Below are 18,500 nucleotides of genomic sequence, written 5' to 3' on the forward strand. Positions count from 1 at the left end.
ATCGGCGCTTGGGTGAAAGGAGGAGGGGCGAAATCTCCCACGGTCTGTGCTGCGTCAACAGTCAGAATCGAGCCTTGTCCCTCCTCCTCCCTTCAAGTCCTACCATACAAGCGAGCCTGCTCGCGAAAGCGGTGGGGGCTGTAATTTTGATGTCGACTGACACGACGCCTTCGCGAGCAGGCTAGCTCCCACATTGAACTCCACAGGACTATAGATCGTGCAAATTGCCGGGGTTTTGCGCGCGGTCGTGCAGATTGAAACAGGCGTGGTGCCAGCACGATTCTGGCAAGTTTCTGATTGGCCTAGAATTTTCGGAGATCGGTCATTGGCCTGATCTCTGCACCTCTCACCGCTACAGTCATCGAACCGATGGAAGGGGAACGCATGACCCCGACACCCCGCAGGAAAATCGTCGTCGCCCACTCGGTGCGCCCCGACGCGCCACAACACGAAGTACAGACCAACAAAGCGCTGGCCCGCTGGCTGGCGCAGATTCTCGGGTGCAAGTTCGGCGGCAGCTATGACGCTGAAAAACACCAGGGTCGTGATCTGTATTTACTGCCGACGCAAACCATTGTCGGCCCGGCCAGCGCTCGCGCACTCGGTATCAAGGGACCGGAGGATCTGTGGGGCGGGTTCGTCGAACACGACTTCATCTGCACCAAAGCCATCAGCCACGGCCTGCGCAGTCATCTGGCGCACGCGCCGCAAGGCTGGTCGCCATTGTTTTCCGAGCGCGTGCGTAACGTGGTCCTTGATGGCCTCAGCGTTTTTGCGCTGGAAGACGCGCGGCCCGCTGCCGAGCACTTACTGTACAACGGCCCGATCCGCTTGAAGCCGGTTCACGCCTGCGCCGGTCGTGGCCAGGAAGTGATCAAGAGCCTTGATGCCTTCGACGACATTCTTGCCCGCCCTGACATTGAAAAACAGTTCAGTGAGGGTGTGGTGCTGGAACAGGACTTGAGCGACGTGGTCACCCACAGCGTCGGCCAGTCATTCATCGGCGATAAGGTGCTGAGTTACTGCGGTGATCAATACTTGACCAAGGATGCCCACGGCGAAGAGGTCTACGGCGGCTCGAATCTGCTGGTGGTGCAGGGTGATTATGACGAACTGCTGAAGTTGAACCTGCCCGACGATGTGCGTCTGGCCATTGAGCAGGCGCAGGTTTTCGACGCTGCCGCCGATGAGGCTTACCCACGCTTCTACGCCTCGCGACGCAATTACGACATTGCCCAGGGCCTGGACAGCAACGGTAAATCCCGCAGCGGCGTGCTCGAACAATCCTGGCGCATGGGCGGCGCCAGCAGTGCTGAAGTCGCGGCGTTGCAAAGCTTCGTCAACGATCCGGGGATGCGTGCGATTCGCGTGTCATCGGTGGAAACCTATATCGATCAGCCGCTGCCGGCGGACGCCATCGAGGTCTATCGCGGCCCGGCTGAGAACAGCGAATTTCTCCTCAAATACGTAACGGTCAAATCCTATGACGGCTAGAAGCGAAAGCATTCAAATCGACATTGATGATGAACAGATGAGCGGGACCTTTCTCAGTCCCAAATCGAAAGTGCCGGGGGTGTTGTTTGTACATGGTTGGGGCGGTAGCCAGGAGCGCGACCTTGAGCGCGCCAAAGGCATTGCCGGTCTAGGTTGTGTGTGCCTGACCTTCGACTTGCGCGGGCATACCGGCGGCACCGGGATTCCGCTGACCCGCGTTACCCGCGAAGATAACCTGCGTGATTTGCTCGCGGCCTATGACCGCTTGCTCGCGCATCCAGCACTCGATACCTCGGCGATCGCCGTGGTCGGCACCAGTTATGGCGGTTACCTGGCGGCGATCCTCACCTCGCTGCGCCCGGTGCGCTGGCTGGCGTTGCGCGTTCCGGCGCTGTATCGCGACGAGCAATGGCATACGCCCAAGCGTGAGCTGGACAAGGCCGATTTGCGTGATTACCGCAGCACGCTGGTGCGCGCGGACACCAATCGGGCGCTGCATGCGTGTTCGCAATTCACCGGGGATGTGTTGCTGGTGGAGTCAGAAACCGATGACTACGTGCCCCACGCGGCGATCATGAGTTACCGCGCGGCGTGCCAGCAGACGCATTCGTTGACGCACCGGATTATCGACGGCGCCGATCATGCGTTGAGCGAGCCGGTGTCGCAGCAGGCTTACACCTCGATTCTGGTGGACTGGATTACCGAGATGGTTGTGGGCGAGCGGTTGAGCATTATTCAATCAGCATGATTTTTTAGTGTTCTTTCGAACGCTATCGCGAGCAGGCTCACTCCTACATTTTGGAATGCGTTCACTTGTAGGAGTGAGCCTGCTCGCGATAGCGATTTCGAATTCAAAAACTAACTCAAGAGGGGTTTTTCTCGATCCGAAGCGCCTTGGCCTTGGCCTCAACCACCAGATACATCACCACCGTGATCAACAACGGCAACAGAAAATAAATCGCCCGATACGCCAGCAATCCCGCCACCAGACTGCCGCGTGAAGCCTCGTGTTGCAGCAACGCCACAAACACCGCCTCCAGCACCCCAAGGCCCGCCGGAATATGCGTAATGACCCCGGCAATCGCGCTGATCAACAACACGCCCAGCACCAACGGATAATCCAGTTTGCTCGGCAGCAAGGTGAAAATCACCGCCGCCATCAGCGACCAGTTCAACGCGCCGAGCAGTAGTTGCAAGACCGCCATGCGCAATGACGGCAGGTTGATTTCCACGCCGCGGATCGACCACTCGCGGCGTTTGGAAAACTGACAAGCGGCCAGATAGCCGACGCTGATCAACAGCAGCAGAACGCCGATGCCTTGCAGCGCACTGCTGCTGATTTTCCAGCCCGGTGGCATTGTCACCAATCCACTGCTGAACACCACGCCGGCAATGGTCATGTAGCCAAACCAATTGGTCGCCAGGCTCAAACCGAGGATCTTGGCGATGTTGCTTTTGCTCACGCCAAGACGCGAATACAGCCGATAGCGCATGGCGATGCCGCCCACCCACGCGCTCAGATTCAAGTTGAACGCATAGCTGATGATCCCCACCGGCAGAATCTGTTTCCAGGTCAGGTCCTGACGAATGTAAGTGCGGCCGATCAGGTCAAAACTGGCGTAGGTGAGAAAGCTCAGCAAAGTCACGCCAGCGGCGATGATCAACGTGCGCACCTTGAAGTCGGCCAGGGTTTGCAGGACTTCGGCCCATTCGATGCGCGTGGCGAACATCGTCAGCAAGACAATCAGCGCGAGGAAAAACAGCAGGGTCAACGGGCGCTTCCAGCGACTCCATTTCGAATGGGTGGCTGGCGCCGCATGGCCGCTCGGGTGCGCTTCGGAGTGGCTCATGGCGTGTTCCCTCGAAATGGCTTGAGCCGTGGTTTATGTGCTGGCAACCATCCGGCCATCGCCGGGAAATGCCGCAGAAAGTGGAACACCAGAAACCCTACGGTCATGTGCCAGATGCGCCCGCGCGGGGACTTGCTGGCGTCCATGGCTTTGCAGTGGTTCTGGCTGAGGTCGTCGAGGCGTTCGAACAAATGCTGATTGAAAGCGCGGTCGCGGATCAGCACATTGGCTTCCAGATTCAGCGACAGGCTCAGCGGGTCGAGATTGCTCGAGCCGACCGTGCTCCATTCTTCGTCGACCAGCGCCACTTTGCCGTGCAGCGGGCGCTGGCAATATTCGTGGATTTGCACGCCGGCCTTGAGCAAGTAGTCGTAGGTCATGCGCGCCGCCAGTTTGGCCACCAGCATGTCCGGTTGACCCTGCAGAATCAGGCGCACCTCGACCCCGCGACGTGCCGCGTTGCGGATTTCCCGCAGCAAACGGTAACCGGGGAAGAAGTAGGCGTTGGCGATCACCACGCGGCGCTTGGCCCGGCGCAGTACCTGCAAATACACATCTTCGATATCGGAGTGGTGCTGGTCGTTGTCGCGGAATACCAGGCGCACCTGACCGTCGTGGTCATCGAAAGCCATCTCCGCGCGACGTTGACGCCGACGTTGCCACCAGAACCGCGCACGGCCCGGCCGACCACTTTGCAGCAGGGCAAAATGATGGATGTCGGCGACCGCCGGGCCCTGAATTTCCACCGAATAATCCTGCTTGGCTTCGGGGCCGAAATCGGCCAGGTGATCGCCGGAAAAGTTGATCCCACCAATAAACGCGATCAGGCCGTCGACCACCACAATCTTGCGGTGCAAACGCCGGAACCAGTTGGTGCGAATGCCCAGGCGTTTCGGTGCCGGATCGAAGATTTGCAGATGCACGCCGGCCTCGCTCAGCGCGGTCAGATAACCGGTGCTCAACTCGCCGCAACCAAAGCCGTCGAGGCTGACCGTGGTGCGCACGCCACGCCGGGCAGCGTCGATCAGAATCTCCTGTAACTCGGCACCGACCTTGTCTTCGAAAACGATAAAGGTCTCGAGGAGGATTTCACTTTTCGCTGCGCGCATCGCTTCGAACACACGAGGGAAATACTCCTCGCCGTTTTCCAGTAATTGCACACGGTTGTTGCCCTGCCAGCTGTACTCGACATCAACATGGCCGGGCTCACGGATCGGCGGGTTGATGGCGATCGGTTCCACGGCGGATTTCTCCAGCGGCGCGCTGCTCATAGTTCGATCTCCACCGATAACGGGACATGGTCGGAAAGGTGCGACCAGGGACGGTTGGCCAGGACCTTCGGTTGGCTGGCCTTGAGGTTGCGTACGTAAATACGATCGAGCCGCAGCGCCGGCAAACGTGCCGGAAAACTGCGCGCCGGTTTGCCCTGGTGCTCGGCGAATACTTCGCGCAAGCCGCAGGGTTTGAGTTGTGCATCGGCGCGCTGGCGCCAGTCGTTGAAGTCGCCGGCAACGATCACTGGCGCGTCGTTGGGCAACTCCGCCAGGCGTTGCATGAGCAAATCCAGTTGCGCGTTGCGATGACTTTCGCGCAGGCCCAGATGCACGCAGATCGCATGCACTTCGGTGCCATCACCGGGCAGGCGCAACACGCAATGCAGCAGGCCACGGTTTTCGTGGCCGCTGATCGACACGTCGAGATTGTCGTGGCGGATGATCTGGAATTTCGACAGCAGCGCATTGCCGTGATCGCCCTCCGGGTACACCGCATTGCGCCCGTAGGCGAACTGCGGCCACAGGCTGTCGGCGAGAAACTCGTACTGCGGCATTGTCGGCCAGTTGCTGTAGCGCTTGGGATGATGCTCGTGGGTGCCGTGGACTTCCTGCAGAAACACCACATCGGCCGCGACGCTGCGCACCGCTTCGCGCAGTTCCGGCAGGATGAAGCGCCGATTCAGTGCGGTAAAACCCTTGTGGGTATTGACCGTCAGTACGGTGAACGTCCGCACGGACGGCGCAACCACCGAGCCCTCATCGGTAAAGCCAACCGGCTCTGGAATACTCATGCCAACACTCCTTCGCCAGCGGGTTCGCCGGGGGTGGTGGCGAGGTCCTTGTCCAGCTCGAAACGATGCAACAGATCGCGCGCGTCATACGGTGCGCGGACTTTGATGTCGTTGTCGAAATAGCAGAACACTTCACGGGATTTGCGCGCGCGCGGCTTCAAGCGTGGCGCGATCAGGTGCGCGTCTTTTGGTTGCTCGCCGTGGTGCCAGGCGTCGATGCGTTCGGCCCAGCGCTTGAGGGCTGGTGCGGTGTAGCCGCTGGCGTAGAGTTCTTCGGCGCCGTGCAGGCGCAGGTAGACAAAGTCGCTGGTCAGGTCTTCGCGGTACGGCCATTTGTTCGCGGTGTCAGCGATCACCAGCGCGGTGTTGTGGCGCTTCAACAAGCGTACGAACTCGGGGTCGATGAAGCTCTCGTTGCGGATTTCCACAGCATGGCGCAGTGGTTTTTTACGCCAGGCTTTCATGCTGGCGTGGCCGTGCAGGTGAGCGTCGTGTTGATGGGCGAGGGTGGCGGCGGCTTCGGTGTCGTGGGGCAATAGTGCGAGGAAATGTTCAAAGCGCTCAGGCTCGAATTTGAAGTTCGGCGGAAACTGCCAAAGGATCGGTCCGAGTTTTTCTTTGAGTTCCAGCACCCCGGAGGCGAAGAAATTGGCCAACGGTTTTTCGATCTCGCGCAAGCGGCGGATGTGGGTGATGAAACGCGGCGCCTTGACGCTGAAGACGAAGTCGTCGGGCGTTTCGGCGTACCACTGCGCATAGCGCTCCGGCCGTTGCAGGGCGTAGAACGATCCATTGATTTCGATGCTGTTGAGCGCCCGCGAAGCGAACTGCAATTCGCGTTTCTGCGCCAGTCCCTTGGGGTAGAAGTCCCCGCGCCACGGTTCGTAGCGCCAGCCGGAAATACCGATGTGAATCGTTGCCATGCCACCCTCCCGTCGAAAGTCCTCGTGTTGCCGGTATCTTTTGATGACTGCGCGCGTTTCGGGAAAGTTTCGATGGCATTACGGACGGTCACACGTCTTTAAGGCAAAGATCAAAAGCGCTCCCCCTCACCCCAACCCTCTCCCCCAGAGGGGGCGAGGGGGATGGGAGCAGATCTTCAGGGTTTTCAGGGTTTGAGTTCGAAAAACAAGGGGGAAGGGAGCTGGTTTTTATGGTTTTCAGGGTCTGAGTTCGACTCCGGACTTTCAGATCGGTGCAGCCGGATCAGGCAACTCACCCTAGCCCTCTCCCTCTGGGAGAGGGCTAGGGTGAGGGGGCTCTTGAACTTGCCACACAAAACTTGATCAGTTCCTTACAGGTTCAGCCAAGGGAGATCGGAGTTTTGGGCAAGTTCAGGATCGCTATTCTGCTGGGAGCACTGCTGTTTCTCGGCGCCAGTGAAATCGACGCCGCCGCATTGCCGGGCGTCCCGGCCGCCACCGAAGAAGCGGCCAAACCCGAACCGATTGTGCAGGGCGGGCTGCTCGGTGCGATCAGTTCGAGCATCGATGATGTACAAGACAAACTCGATCTCAACGAACACCTGGTCGATGCCTGGCGCCTGCGCGCTGATCGCGCCGCCGATGAAGTGGACAAACTGGTCAACCAGCCGTCGAATCGCTCGGGCTGGAGCGTCGCCGGGGATTTCCTCTCTTTGTCCGGCACTTGGCTCGGCAGTTTCGCGCTGCTCACCGTGCTCGGCAGCCTGTTGACCAAACGCCTGCGCGAGGGTCGCTGGTTGCGTACCCGTCAGCGTAGTCAGGATCTGATTGGTTACTTGCTGCCTTACACCATTCCAGCGCTGATCTGCCTGCCGCTGACCCTCTACGTCAGCCATTTTCTGCAAGCCTCGGTGGGACGCGCGCTGGCGCTGTGTCTGGCCTACGCCACCAGCAGCGGCATCTTTTCCACCTCGATGTTGTTGTGTGTGGTGGTGATGTTCAACGTCGGCCACAAACGCCCGGCGGCGCGGATCATCCGTAATTACTGCCCGCGACCGCTGTTCCTGATCGGCTTTCTCGCCGCCCTCAGCGATGCGCTGACCAGCCCGCAGATCGCCCGCCAACTGGGCGGCAATATCACCAGCAGCGTCGCGGTATTTACCGGCCTGATCGCCTCGGTGATTTTCGGTCTGCTGGTGATTCGCCTGCGTCGCCCGGTGGCGCATCTGATCCGCAATCGTTCGCTGAGCCAGCGCTTGAAACAACCCTCGTTGCAGGAGTCGCTGCGGATCTTTTCCGGGCTGTGGTACTGGCCGATCGTGCTGATGGTGCTGGTCTCGGCGGTCAATCTGATCGGTATCGGCGAGGACAATCAGAAAGCCCTGCGCTGCGCGCTGTTCACCACGGTTTTGTTAATCGGCACGGTATTCCTCAGCACGATCCTGCAGCACTTGTTCAAGTCACGAAAGGCCGAAGCGATCCAGCGCAGCAGCGCCTACAAGGAACGTTTTCTCAGTCTGCTTCACGCGTTGCTGCGGATCGTCATCGCCATTGCCTTCATCGATATTCTCGGACGGATCTGGGGCGTGTCGTTGCTCGATTTTGCCCAGAGCAGCACGGTCGGAAGAGCAATCAGCAACGCGTTAAGCAGCATTGGTTTGATCTTCCTGGTGACGTGGTTGTTGTGGGTGGTACTCGACACGGCGATCCAGGAAGCGCTGAAGCCGCCGCTCAGCAAACGCGCGGCGCGCCAGCCGAGTACGCGGGTAAAAACCATTTTGCCGCTGCTGCGCAACGCGATCAAAATCATCCTCGTGGTGATCTGTGCGATCACCACCATGGCCAATCTGGGGATCAACGTCGCGCCATTGCTGGCCGGAGCCGGGGTGGTCGGTCTGGCCATCGGTTTCGGCTCGCAGCAACTGGTGCAGGACGTGATCACCGGGCTGTTCATCATCATCGAAGACACCCTGTCGATTGGCGATTGGGTGGTGCTCGATTCCGGGCACGCCGGTACAGTCGAAGGGCTGACCATTCGCACGCTGCGTCTGCGTGACGGTAAAGGGTTTGTGCACTCGGTGCCGTTTGGTCAGATCAAGGCAGTGACCAACCAATCGCGGCAGTTTGCCTTTGCGTTTTTCTCGGTGCAGTTCACTTATGACACGGATGTGGATAAAGCCATCGAACTGATTCGAGAAACCGGTGATTCGATCCGCGAAGACCCGTTCCTCAAGTACAACCTGCAAGGGCCGCTGGATGTGTTTGGCGTCGACAAGATGGATTTGAACGGCGTGGTGCTGACGGCGCAGTTCCGCACGGTGTCCGGTGGGCAGTATGCGGTGAGCCGGGCGTTCAACCAGCGTTTGAAGAAGCTTGTGGATAACACCGCGACCGTGCATTTCGCGCAGACTTATCCACAGCAGGTTTTGTTGCCAAAGCGGGAGCAGGAGGGGACTGTGGTGGCGAGCGAGGTGCCGCAGGAGTCGCGGACTTAACCGGTGGATTTTTTGGTGTTAGTGCTGACCTCATCGCTGGCAACCCAGCTCCCACAGGGTTTTTGGTGATGCTGGAATAGAAGGCATACCACAAATCACTGTGGGAGCTGGGTTGCCAGCGATGAGGCCAGAACAGTCACCCTCAATGCCGGATCAGCTTGCTGCGCACCTGCTCCATATCAATCTGATCCAGCTCCAGCCAGAATTGTTGCTTGCCGGCAATCTCCGCCGCTACTGGCAAACCATCGCGATACACCAGCCGATTACTCACCAGCGCCGGCACTTTCACCCCCGGCAATAATGTCCCGGCCAGATTCAGCGGATCAACCCCACACACCGCTACCAGACTGCCGTCATGCGGCCGCCGACGGACTTCGCGCAATAACGGAATCGCCTCAGGCAAGGCAAACTGTTCCCCCGCCAAACCACTGACAAACCGCCCGCCACGAATCTCGCCCCGCGCTTCCAGCCGATGAAAGGTACGCAGCAATTCTCGCCAACTCGGCAACCAGTCCGCCTCACGCTCCAGCAAGCGCCAGAACACCACGCCATAGCGCCGCAACAACGTCATCGCGACGTGCTCCAGCGTCTCGCTGTTATCCACAGCCGCGCCACGCCGCAACAACGCCCAGCGCCCGGCATCGTCCATCCCACCGATAAACGCCCCGCGCCCACGCCTACTGCTGCGCTGCTGGCGCTTGCTTGCCGGGGTGATCAACGCGCGCAGGCCGGCGAAGCTGTCGGCATTCACCAGGCCGGCGCCGACCAGCTCCTGCAAGGCGATCTCCAGCTCGGTGCGCAGCAGGTGCGCTTCATGAATCAGCTCATCGAAAAACAGCGCACCGTGCTGACTCAAAGCTTCAAATACCTTCTGGGTTTTCGGCGAGAGTTCGCTCACTGGGGTCTGTTCGGCCAACGCGCTCCACAAACCGACCTGACTGCGTGGCAGCAACACGATCGGCGTGCTGCGCAATGCCGTGCCACTGACTTTTTGCCGGGCACTGAGGCGCATCCACACCAGTTTGCCGTTGCGGCACAGGTCATCCAGCCAGCTCGGTGAATAGTCCCTGAGACGGGCCGGGAGAAGGTCGCTGTCCCACGCCGAAGCCGCCGCCGCGTAACCTTCGAACTGGCCGACAATCGCAGGCAATACGGCGCTGCCCTGACCGCGAATCGCGGGCGAAAGATGCTGCCAGTCGAACAGAAAGCGCATGAAATCCTGCAACGCCACCGGCTCGATTTCCCGGCGCAGGCGTTTGACCGTGTAGCGATGAATGCGCGCGAGCAGATGCCGTTCGCACCATTCTTCAACGTTGACCTTGGGCGTGAACTGACCGCGCAGCACATAACCTTCGCGTTCCAGTTGCGCGAGGGTTTGATGGACTTGAGCGGTCGGCAGCGCGAGCGGTTCGGCAATCGCGGGTAACGGCAGCGGTCCGAAGGCACCGAGGCGTGCGCGGATCACCTCGACCAGTGCTGCATCGAACGTCCAGATTTCAGCGAATCCCGGCAACGCCTCCAGCTCGGGTTGCAGAATCGCCTGTGGATAAAGCGTTTGCAGGCAGGTCAGGCGCTCGCGCGCGAGCCATAAACAATGCTCGGAGTCGATCTGCAAACGGCAGGCGCGCCCGCTGCGGGCCAGGGTTTCCAGCCATGCGCGCCAGCCTTCGTTCGCTTGCACTTCCTCATCGCTGATGCACGCCAGGCTCATCAGCGCCTCATGCATTTCGTCCACAGCGTTCGGCGTCGGCCAGGCTTCTTCACGCACGGCGGCAATCGCGTCCGCATCCAGTGCACCGAGATCATCGGTCGATTGCGGATCGCTCCAGCGCCGGTTGATCACCGCCTGAGTACGGCGTTCTTCCAGCGGTGCGTCGTCGAGAAAGGTGTACGGCCGCGCACTGAGAATTTCAGCGGCGAGCGGCGAGGGCGCCGGCAGGTCGCGGCTGATCAAACGCACCTCGCCACGCTCCATGCGCCGCAGCAGATTGAGCCAGCCTTCGCTGTCCATCGCCTCATGCAGGCAATCGTCCAGTGTCTGCTCGATCAACGGATGCTCGGGAATTTCGCGTTCACCGGCGAGGTTTTCCAGGCAGGCAATCTGATCGGGAAACACGCTGGCAATCAGGTCTTCGCTTTTCATCCGCTGCAACTGCGGCGCAACTTTGCGCCCGCCGGTGAAACGCGGCAGCGCCAGCGCCACCCCGGCGTTCCAGCGCCAGCGCACGCCGAACAGCGGCGCATCAAGCACCGCTTGAATGAGGATGTGCTCGGCGCTGTTGCTGTGCAGGTAACGCCAGATATCGTCGAGTTCAAAGCTGTGGCTGGTGGACAGCGACAGCACGATGGCGTCCTCGCTGGCGGCGGCCTGCAATTCGAAGTTGAAGGTGCGACAGAAACGCTTGCGCAGGGCCAGGCCCCAGGCGCGGTTGATGCGGCTGCCGAACGGTGAATGGATGATCAGTTGGGTGCCGCCGGACTCGTCGAAAAACCGCTCCATCAGCAGCGTGTCCTGCGAAGGCAGGGCGCCGAGGGTTTGCCGGGCGCGAGCGAGGTATTCGACCAGTTGTTCGGCGCTGGCGCGGTTGAGGCCGAGGGTCTGCGTCAGCCAGTCGAGCGCCGGTTGCAGATCGCCGGGGCTGGCACCGAGTAGCTCGTCGAGTTGTGCTTGCAGACGTGCGACAGCGGATGACAATTCATCGCTGCGCCCCGGCGCTTCGCCGAGCCAGAATGGAATGGTCGGCGGCTGGCCGTGGGCATCTTCGACACGCACCTTGCCGGTTTCCACGCGCAGGATCCGGTAGGAGGTATTGCCAAGCTGGAACACATCGCCGGCGATGCTTTCCACGGCGAAGTCTTCGTTGACGCTGCCGATGTTCAGGCCTTGCGGTTCGAGCATGACGCTGTAGTCGGCGTTATCGGGAATGGTGCCGCCGCTGGTCACGGCGGTCAGTTGTGAACCGCGACGGCCACGCAAGGTGCGACTGACGGCGTCGCGGTGCAGGTACGCGCTGCGAATGCCTTGGCGACCGTTGTAGCCTTCGGCGAGCATGCTCAGCAGGGCCTGATAGTGTTTTTCGTCGAGGTCGCGATAAGGCGAGGCTTGGCGGAACATCGCCAGTAAGGCGTCCTCCGGCCATTCCTGACAACTGACTTCGGCGATGATCTGCTGCGCCAAAACATCCAGCGGCGCGACCGGGATGTGCAAGGTATCGAGTTCGCCACGGCGCACGCAGTCGAGCAGGGCGGCGCATTCGATCAGGTCGTCGCGGGTGGTGGCGAACAATCGGCCCTTGGGTGTGCCGCCCACCTGGTGCCCGGAACGGCCAACCCTTTGCAGAAACCCGGCGATGGAGCGCGGCGAAGCAATCTGGCAGACCAGATCGACTTCACCGATATCGATGCCCAGTTCCAGCGAGGCGGTAGCGATCAATACCTGCAGTTCGCCGCGCTTGAGGCGTTGTTCGGCGTCGAGGCGAAACTCCTTGGCCAGACTGCCGTGATGCGCGGCCACCGCGTGCTTGCCGAGGCGTTCGCTGAGGTGCCGGCTCAGGCGCTCGGCGAGGCGCCGGGTGTTGACGAAAATCAGCGTGGTGCGGTGCTCGCGAGCGAGTTCAGCGAGGCGGTCGTAGACCAATTCCCAGACATCGTTGGCCATCACTGCCGACAACGGCACCGGCGGCACCTCAATACCAAGGTCCCGTGGCCGGGCGTGGCCGATATCGATGATCTCGCAGGGACGCTCATGGCCGACAAGAAATTGCGCCACGGCTTCGACCGGTTTCTGCGTAGCGGATAGACCGATACGGGTCAGCGGTTCGGCGCACAACGCCTGCAGGCGTTCAAGACTGAGGGCCAGATGACTGCCGCGTTTGCCAGCGGCCATCGCGTGGATTTCATCGATGATCACTGTCCGTGTGGTGCCGAGCATTTTCCGTCCGGATTCGGATCCGAGCAGCACGTAGAGTGATTCCGGCGTGGTCACCAGAATGTGCGGCGCCGATTTGCGCATGGCCGCACGTTCTTTCTGCGGGGTGTCACCGGTGCGCACGGCGGTGGTGATTTGCAGCTCGGGCAGACCCATCTGCCGCAGTTGTCCGGTGATCCCTGCCAGCGGGTTTTGCAGGTTGATGCGAATGTCGTTGGACAGCGCCTTCAGCGGCGAGACGTAGACCACCAGCGTTTCGTCGGGTAGACCGTCGGGATTGTCCAGGCCTCGGTGGACGAGGTCGTCGAGCACGGCGAGAAACGCGGTGAGGGTTTTGCCGGAGCCAGTGGGCGCGGCGATCAGCGTCGAACGGCGCTGGCGGATCAACGGCCATGCGCGCGCCTGGGCGGCGGTGACCGTCGGGAACGTGTTGCTGAACCAGGCGCTGACGGCGGGGTGAAAGCCTGCCAGGTCCGCGTCCGTGGGGATGGGCAGATTCATGGCTTAAGTTATGCGGGCGCGGGTGGGAAGATGCAAGTACCGCTGGGATCTTCAGCGTCTAGGCGGGCCTCTTCGCTGGCAAGCCAGCTCCCACACGGATTGATGTCGTTCACAGAATTTGTAATCAGCGCTGGACCCTGTGGGAGCTGGCTTGCCAGCGATGGTGCCAGTTGCCACGACACAAATCCCGGCGATCTACACTTTACGGATGACGGTTGCGCACTAAACCCGCAAAATGCAACGATTCCGGTAATTATCGACGACGGTTCCACGAGATCCGTCGCTAAAGCCATCGTTCCAATCAGACTGGGCCTGCTGACTCTATGCGAATGCGCCTTATGTTACTGGGCGGCGGAAATGCCCTTGGGCAGGCGCTGATTCGCCTCGGTGCAGAGGAAGACATCGGTTTCCTCGCCCCCCGCCCGCCCGAAAACGGCTGGGATGCCGCGAGCCTGACGCAACTGCTCGACGACACCCGTCCCGATGCGTTGATCAACCTCGCCTACTATTTCGACTGGTTCCAGGCCGAGGCCGTCAGCGAAAGCCGCATGGCCGGGCAGGAACGTGCGATCGAGCGTCTGGCCGAACTGTGCCAGCACCACAACATCGTCCTCGTCCAGCCTTCCAGTTATCGGGTGTTCGATGGTTCGCGTGCCACGGCGTACAGCGAAAAAGACGAACCGGTGCCGCTGGGTCTGCGCGGTCAGGCATTGTGGCGCATCGAACAAAGCGTTCGCGCCACGTGCCCGCAACATGTACTGCTGCGCTTCGGCTGGCTGCTTGATGACAGCCCGGACGGCACCCTCGGGCGTTTCCTCGCTCGTGCCGAGCAGCCAGAAGAATTGCTCCTGGCCGATGACCGCCGTGGCAATCCGACCCCGGTCGACGATGCCGCGCGCGTGATCATTTCGGTGCTCAAGCAACTCGATTGCGCCGCGCCGCTGTGGGGCACTTACCATTACGCAGGCCACGAGGCGACCACGCCGCTGGCGCTGGGCCAGGCGATTCTGACCGAAGCGCGCAGCCTGCACGCTCTGGCCATCGAAGCGCCGACCGCCCAGGCTCACGCCGCGCGGCCGGACGCTAGCGAAGAGCCGCAACACGCCGTGCTGGCCTGCAAAAAAATTCTGCACACTTTCGGGATCAAGCCGCGCGCCTGGCGTGCCGCACTCCCGGGCTTACTGGATAGGTTCTACCGTCATGGCTGAAGGGACTGTTTTAATCACCGGCGGAGCCGGTTTCATTGGCTCGCACCTGACCGATGCCTTGCTTGCTCAAGGCCATTCGGTGCGCATCCTCGACGATTTGTCGACGGGCAAGCGCAGCAACCTGCCGCTGGACAATCCAAAGGTCGAGCTGATTGTCGGTGATGTCGCCGATGCGGCGCTGGTGGCCAAGGCCATGCAGGGCTGCAGCGCGGTCGCTCACCTGGCGGCGGTGGCGTCGGTGCAGGCGTCGGTGGATGACCCGGTGAAGACACACCAGAGCAATTTCATTGGCACGCTGAATGTCTGCGAAGCCATGCGTCTGGCCGGGGTCAAACGTGTGTTGTATGCCTCCAGCGCAGCGGTCTACGGCAACAATGGCGAGGGCGAGTCGATTGATGAAGACACGTCCAAAGCGCCGCTGACGCCTTATGCCTCGGACAAACTGGCGGGCGAGCATTATTTCGATTTCTATCGCCGCCAGCATGGCCTGGAACCGGTGATCTTCCGTTTCTTCAATATCTTCGGCCCGCGTCAGGATCCGTCCTCGCCGTATTCCGGGGTGATCAGCATTTTCAGCGAACGTGCGCAGAAAGGTTTGCCGATTACGGTGTTCGGTGATGGTGAGCAGACGCGCGATTTCCTGTACGTCGAAGATCTGGTCGATCTGCTGGTGCAGGCGATCGAAAAGTCTGAGGTCGAAGTCGGTGCGGTGAACGTCGGCTGGAATCAGTCGATGAGTCTCAAGCAGATGCTTCAGGCGCTTGAATCGGTAGTCGGTGAGCTGCCGCCGATCAGCTATGGCCCGGCGCGTTCCGGTGATATCCGGCATTCGCGGGCGAACAACGCTCGTCTGCTGGAACGCTTCAAGCTGCCACAGCAGACGCCGATGAGTGTGGGTTTGGCGCGGTTGCTTGGTCGCTCCTGAAAAAAGCCCCTCACCCTAGCCCTCTCCCAGAGGGAGAGGGGACTGACCGTAGCGTTTGTGAGAAATGCGCCGACGTGAGATACCGGGTTGAGCTCAGATTTTGAAGAGCACACAAATCGGCTCCCTTTCCCCCTCTCCCTGAGGGAGAGGGCTGGGGTGAGGGGGATGATCCAACTCACGCTAAACATTTGCGGCAGACATGAAAAAGGCGCCCTTTGACAGGCGCCTTTTTCACGGCCGGAATATGTCGCTACTCCTGTGGCAAGGGGATGTTATCCCCCGATCAACTGCGTACGGTCGCCGTCAGTTCTATGCCTGCTCACCACCAAGCCTCATCCACCACCACGTGAACGTTCGATAACTCGACTTAGAACTTATAGCCCAAACCAACCATGTAGATGAACGGATCGACATCGACATTTACCCGTGCGCGTGTGCCTGGGGCAACGGCGTTGTTCTCGACGGTGGCGCGGGTGTCGATGTCGATGTAACGCACTTGGGCGTTGAGCATGATGTTGTCGGTCAGCATGTAGTCGGCACCGACCTGCCAGGCCAGACCCCAGGAGTTTTTCGCCTTGAAGTTGCTGAAACCGTTGGCACTCGCTTCGCTGCCGACGTGTTCGTCATAGATCCAGGTGTAGTTGATACCACCACCGACATACGGCTGGAACGGCGACTTCGAGTCCAGCGGGTAGTAGACGACGCTGAGGGTTGGCGGCAGGTGTTTCAGGGTACCGAGCTTGCCGTTGGCCGCTGGCAGGGCAGTGCCTTTGAGCTTGACGTCATGCTCGAACGGCGTCGCCGCGAGCAATTCGAGGCCGACGTGGTCGGTGAGCATGTAGGCGAAGTTCAGACCCAGTTGCGTGTCGCTGCTCATGGTCGCCTTGCCGCCCAGATTGGTGCCGCTCAACGGACCCTGATCGACCTTGACGCTGGAACTGTCGGCCTTCGGGTTGACGGTGATCGCACCGGCGCGGATGAGGATGTCACCGGCTTCGTGGGCGTGGGCGAGCGGGGCTGCGAGCGCGAGGGCAAACAGCGAGGCGCTGAGCAAGGACTTGTTCATGGGGGCTCCGAAAGGACGTTAGAAATGTCTGATGTCCTATGGTACGAAGCCAACTGATACGGTCTTTTGACTCAGCTCAATGAAACAGTGAAGGGGCGGGTTTCTGTGCAACCTTGAGGGCCCCATCGCTGGCAAGCCAGCTCCCACAGGTTCCGTTGGTGTTCACGAAATATGTGAACGACTCGATCCCCGTGGGAGCTGGCTTGCCAGCGATGGGGCCCTTACAAACAGCATAAAATTATCGGGATTCACTCCGGCAGCTCATACACATAAATCTTGTCGGCATCCATCTGATACCCGGCATCCGCCAGTTCGCTGCTCGACGCCTTGACCTGCAACGGTCCCTCGACCCAATACGGCTGATACAGCTCATCGAGCTTCACGCCCAACTCGCTTTTCACATGCACAATCTGGTTCGACGGCGGTGGCGGCACGTGGATGCAGGCGCCGAAATACGGCACCAGCAAAAAGTCCGTGGTGCGTCCTTCTTCATTGACTTCCAGAGGCACGATGTAGCCCGGCAAACGAATGTTCTGCCCGTCGAGTGATTGCACCACCGGCGCGTCCGGCAGGTCCTGCTTCGCCGCTGGCGCGGACTCGGCAGACAACGCATCGCCCATCTTCGACAGGTCGTGCAGCGGCGTCATGTTCGGCACTTCCGGCGCGGCGTCCGGTGGAATCATTTCCGACCACGTCAGGTCTTTCGGCGCTGCTGCCCACACGGGCAGGGCGATCAGCAACAGCAGCGCGAGTGCAGCGCGGGGCATGGTGAACATCCTCATAAACGGATCGACAGGCCATCGGCCAGGGATTGGTGATAAGCGCGCCAGGCCGGCACGCTGCCCATCAGCAGCGCGGCCGCCAGAATGCCACCGAGCAGCGTCCATTCATACTCGCTGGGCCACGCCAGCGGCAGGTACAAACCGTAATTGGCCTGTACATAACCCTGCGCAGCGGCGATACCGATGTACAACAACGCAACGCCGGCAATCACTCCGGTCAGCGCCAGGGCAAACGCCTCGAGCACCAGCAGACTCGCGATATGCCACGGCCGCGCCCCGACCGAACGCAGAATCGCCATCTCGCGGCGACGCTCGTTGAGGCTGGTGAGAATCGCTGTGAGCATGCCGATCAACCCGGTCAACACCACAAACAACGAGACCACGAACAGCGCTTTTTCAGCGGTACTCATCAGGCTCCACAACTCTTGCAACGCCACGCCCGGCAGAATCGCCAGCATCGGTTCGCCACGGAATTCATTGATCTCGCGTTGCAGCGCAAACGTGGAAATCTTGCTGTTGAGGCCGAGCATAAACGCGGTGATCGCTTGCGGCGTCAGGTCCATGTTGCGTGCCTGATCGGCGCTGATTCGGCCGTTACCTCGCGCCGGTACGCCGTTATGCCAGTCGATGTGAATCGCCTCCATGCCGCCGAGGCTGATGTGCAAGGTGCGATCGACCGGGGTGCCGGTGCGCTTGAGAATGCCGACCACGGTGAACGGTTTGTCGTCGTGCTTGACCAGACTGATCGCGGCCACGCCGTGGGCCAGCACCAGTTTGTCACCGAGCTTGTAATGCAGCGCATCTGCGACCTCGGCACCCAGCACCACTTCAAACGGGTCCGTCGCAAACGCGCGGCCGTCGGCCAGTGCCAGGTGTTGCTGGCGACCGTACTGGTAATGGTCGAAATAGGCTTCGGTGGTACCCATCACCCGGTACCCGCGATGGGAGTCGCCGAGGGACATCGGGATTGCCCACTTCACTTTCGGGTTATTGGCGAAGTGTTCGAAGCTGTCCCAGCGAATGTTGTTGGTGGCGTTGCCGATGCGGAATACCGAGTACAGCAACAGATTCACCGAGCCCGAACGCGCGCCGACAATCAGGTCGGTACCGCTGATGGTGCTGGCGAAACTGGCTTTGGCTTCGGTGCGCACCCGCTCGACGGCGAGCAGCAGGCACACCGACAGGGCGATAGCGAATGCAGTGAGCAGGGCGGTAAAGCGGCGGTTGGCCAGGCTGGCCATGGCCAGACGAAACAGATACATC

At 60.6% G+C, this 18,500-nt stretch carries 13 protein-coding genes; 5 read left to right on the forward strand and 8 right to left on the reverse strand.

The features are described 5' to 3' along the window. The first annotated feature begins 384 nt into the window (after positions 1-384). Complete coding sequence (locus CKW38_RS23355; protein WP_095113989.1) at positions 385-1,494, forward strand: DUF3182 family protein; 1,110 nt, start codon at positions 385-387, stop codon at positions 1,492-1,494. Continuing rightward, positions 1,484-2,242, forward strand: a complete 759-nt coding sequence (locus CKW38_RS23360; RefSeq protein ID WP_007917206.1) for a S9 family peptidase — start codon at positions 1,484-1,486, stop codon at positions 2,240-2,242. Before CKW38_RS23355 ends, CKW38_RS23360 begins: the two co-directional genes overlap by 11 nt. Positions 2,243-2,357: 115 nt before the next feature. Here CKW38_RS23360 and CKW38_RS23365 read toward each other — a convergent pair whose 3' ends face one another. From CKW38_RS23365 to CKW38_RS23380, 4 genes are read right to left on the reverse strand one after another with little or no spacing between them, the layout of a single operon-like run. Further along, positions 2,358-3,344, reverse strand: a complete 987-nt coding sequence (locus CKW38_RS23365) for a lysylphosphatidylglycerol synthase domain-containing protein (protein ID WP_007917199.1) — start codon at positions 3,342-3,344, stop codon at positions 2,358-2,360. Beyond that, the gene (gene clsB, locus CKW38_RS23370; RefSeq protein WP_007917197.1) at positions 3,341-4,615 is read right to left on the reverse strand and encodes a cardiolipin synthase ClsB; all 1,275 of its coding nucleotides are present in this window, start codon (positions 4,613-4,615) and stop codon (positions 3,341-3,343) included. The genes CKW38_RS23365 and clsB overlap by 4 nt, the downstream gene beginning before the upstream one ends. Beyond that, positions 4,612-5,409 carry an endonuclease/exonuclease/phosphatase family protein gene (locus CKW38_RS23375; RefSeq protein ID WP_007917196.1) on the reverse strand — a complete coding sequence of 266 codons (798 nt, stop codon included), beginning with the start codon at positions 5,407-5,409 and terminating at the stop codon, positions 4,612-4,614. The genes clsB and CKW38_RS23375 overlap by 4 nt, the downstream gene beginning before the upstream one ends. Beyond that, a complete protein-coding gene (locus CKW38_RS23380) occupies positions 5,406-6,332 on the reverse strand; it encodes a DUF72 domain-containing protein (protein WP_095113990.1) in 927 nt (308 codons plus the stop codon). Before CKW38_RS23380 ends, CKW38_RS23375 begins: the two co-directional genes overlap by 4 nt. A gap of 401 nt (positions 6,333-6,733) precedes the next feature. On the opposite strand from CKW38_RS23380, the gene CKW38_RS23385 reads away from it, so the two are divergent. After that, the gene (locus CKW38_RS23385) at positions 6,734-8,827 is read left to right on the forward strand and encodes a mechanosensitive ion channel family protein (RefSeq protein ID WP_007910972.1); all 2,094 of its coding nucleotides are present in this window, start codon (positions 6,734-6,736) and stop codon (positions 8,825-8,827) included. A 142-nt stretch (positions 8,828-8,969) separates the two neighbouring features. Here CKW38_RS23385 and CKW38_RS23390 read toward each other — a convergent pair whose 3' ends face one another. Further along, a complete protein-coding gene (locus tag CKW38_RS23390; protein WP_095113991.1) occupies positions 8,970-13,256 on the reverse strand; it encodes a DEAD/DEAH box helicase in 4,287 nt (1,428 codons plus the stop codon). Between the two features lie 323 nt (positions 13,257-13,579). Between CKW38_RS23390 and CKW38_RS23395 the strand changes: the two genes are divergently transcribed. After that, the gene (locus CKW38_RS23395; RefSeq protein ID WP_095113992.1) at positions 13,580-14,464 is read left to right on the forward strand and encodes a sugar nucleotide-binding protein; all 885 of its coding nucleotides are present in this window, start codon (positions 13,580-13,582) and stop codon (positions 14,462-14,464) included. Continuing rightward, complete coding sequence (locus tag CKW38_RS23400) at positions 14,457-15,389, forward strand: NAD-dependent epimerase/dehydratase family protein (protein ID WP_095113993.1); 933 nt, start codon at positions 14,457-14,459, stop codon at positions 15,387-15,389. The genes CKW38_RS23395 and CKW38_RS23400 overlap by 8 nt, the downstream gene beginning before the upstream one ends. A 367-nt stretch (positions 15,390-15,756) precedes the next feature. On the opposite strand, the gene CKW38_RS23405 is transcribed toward CKW38_RS23400, so the two are convergent. The 3 genes from CKW38_RS23405 to CKW38_RS23415 all read right to left on the reverse strand — a co-directional run bounded on the left by CKW38_RS23405 (position 15,757) and on the right by CKW38_RS23415 (position 18,499). Further along, entirely contained in the window at positions 15,757-16,455 is a 699-nt protein-coding gene (locus CKW38_RS23405; RefSeq protein WP_007910962.1) for an OmpW family protein, read from the reverse strand. Between the two features lie 248 nt (positions 16,456-16,703). Beyond that, positions 16,704-17,222 (reverse strand): DUF3299 domain-containing protein, encoded by a 519-nt coding sequence (locus CKW38_RS23410; RefSeq protein ID WP_095114090.1) that lies wholly within the window; start codon positions 17,220-17,222, stop codon positions 16,704-16,706. 11 nt (positions 17,223-17,233) lie between these two features. Further along, entirely contained in the window at positions 17,234-18,499 is a 1,266-nt protein-coding gene (locus CKW38_RS23415; RefSeq protein WP_095113994.1) for an ABC transporter permease, read from the reverse strand. Between the last annotated feature and the right edge of the window lies 1 nt (position 18,500).

The sequence above is a fragment of the Pseudomonas sp. Irchel 3H7 genome (assembly GCF_900187605.1).
Classification (GTDB): domain Bacteria; phylum Pseudomonadota; class Gammaproteobacteria; order Pseudomonadales; family Pseudomonadaceae; genus Aquipseudomonas.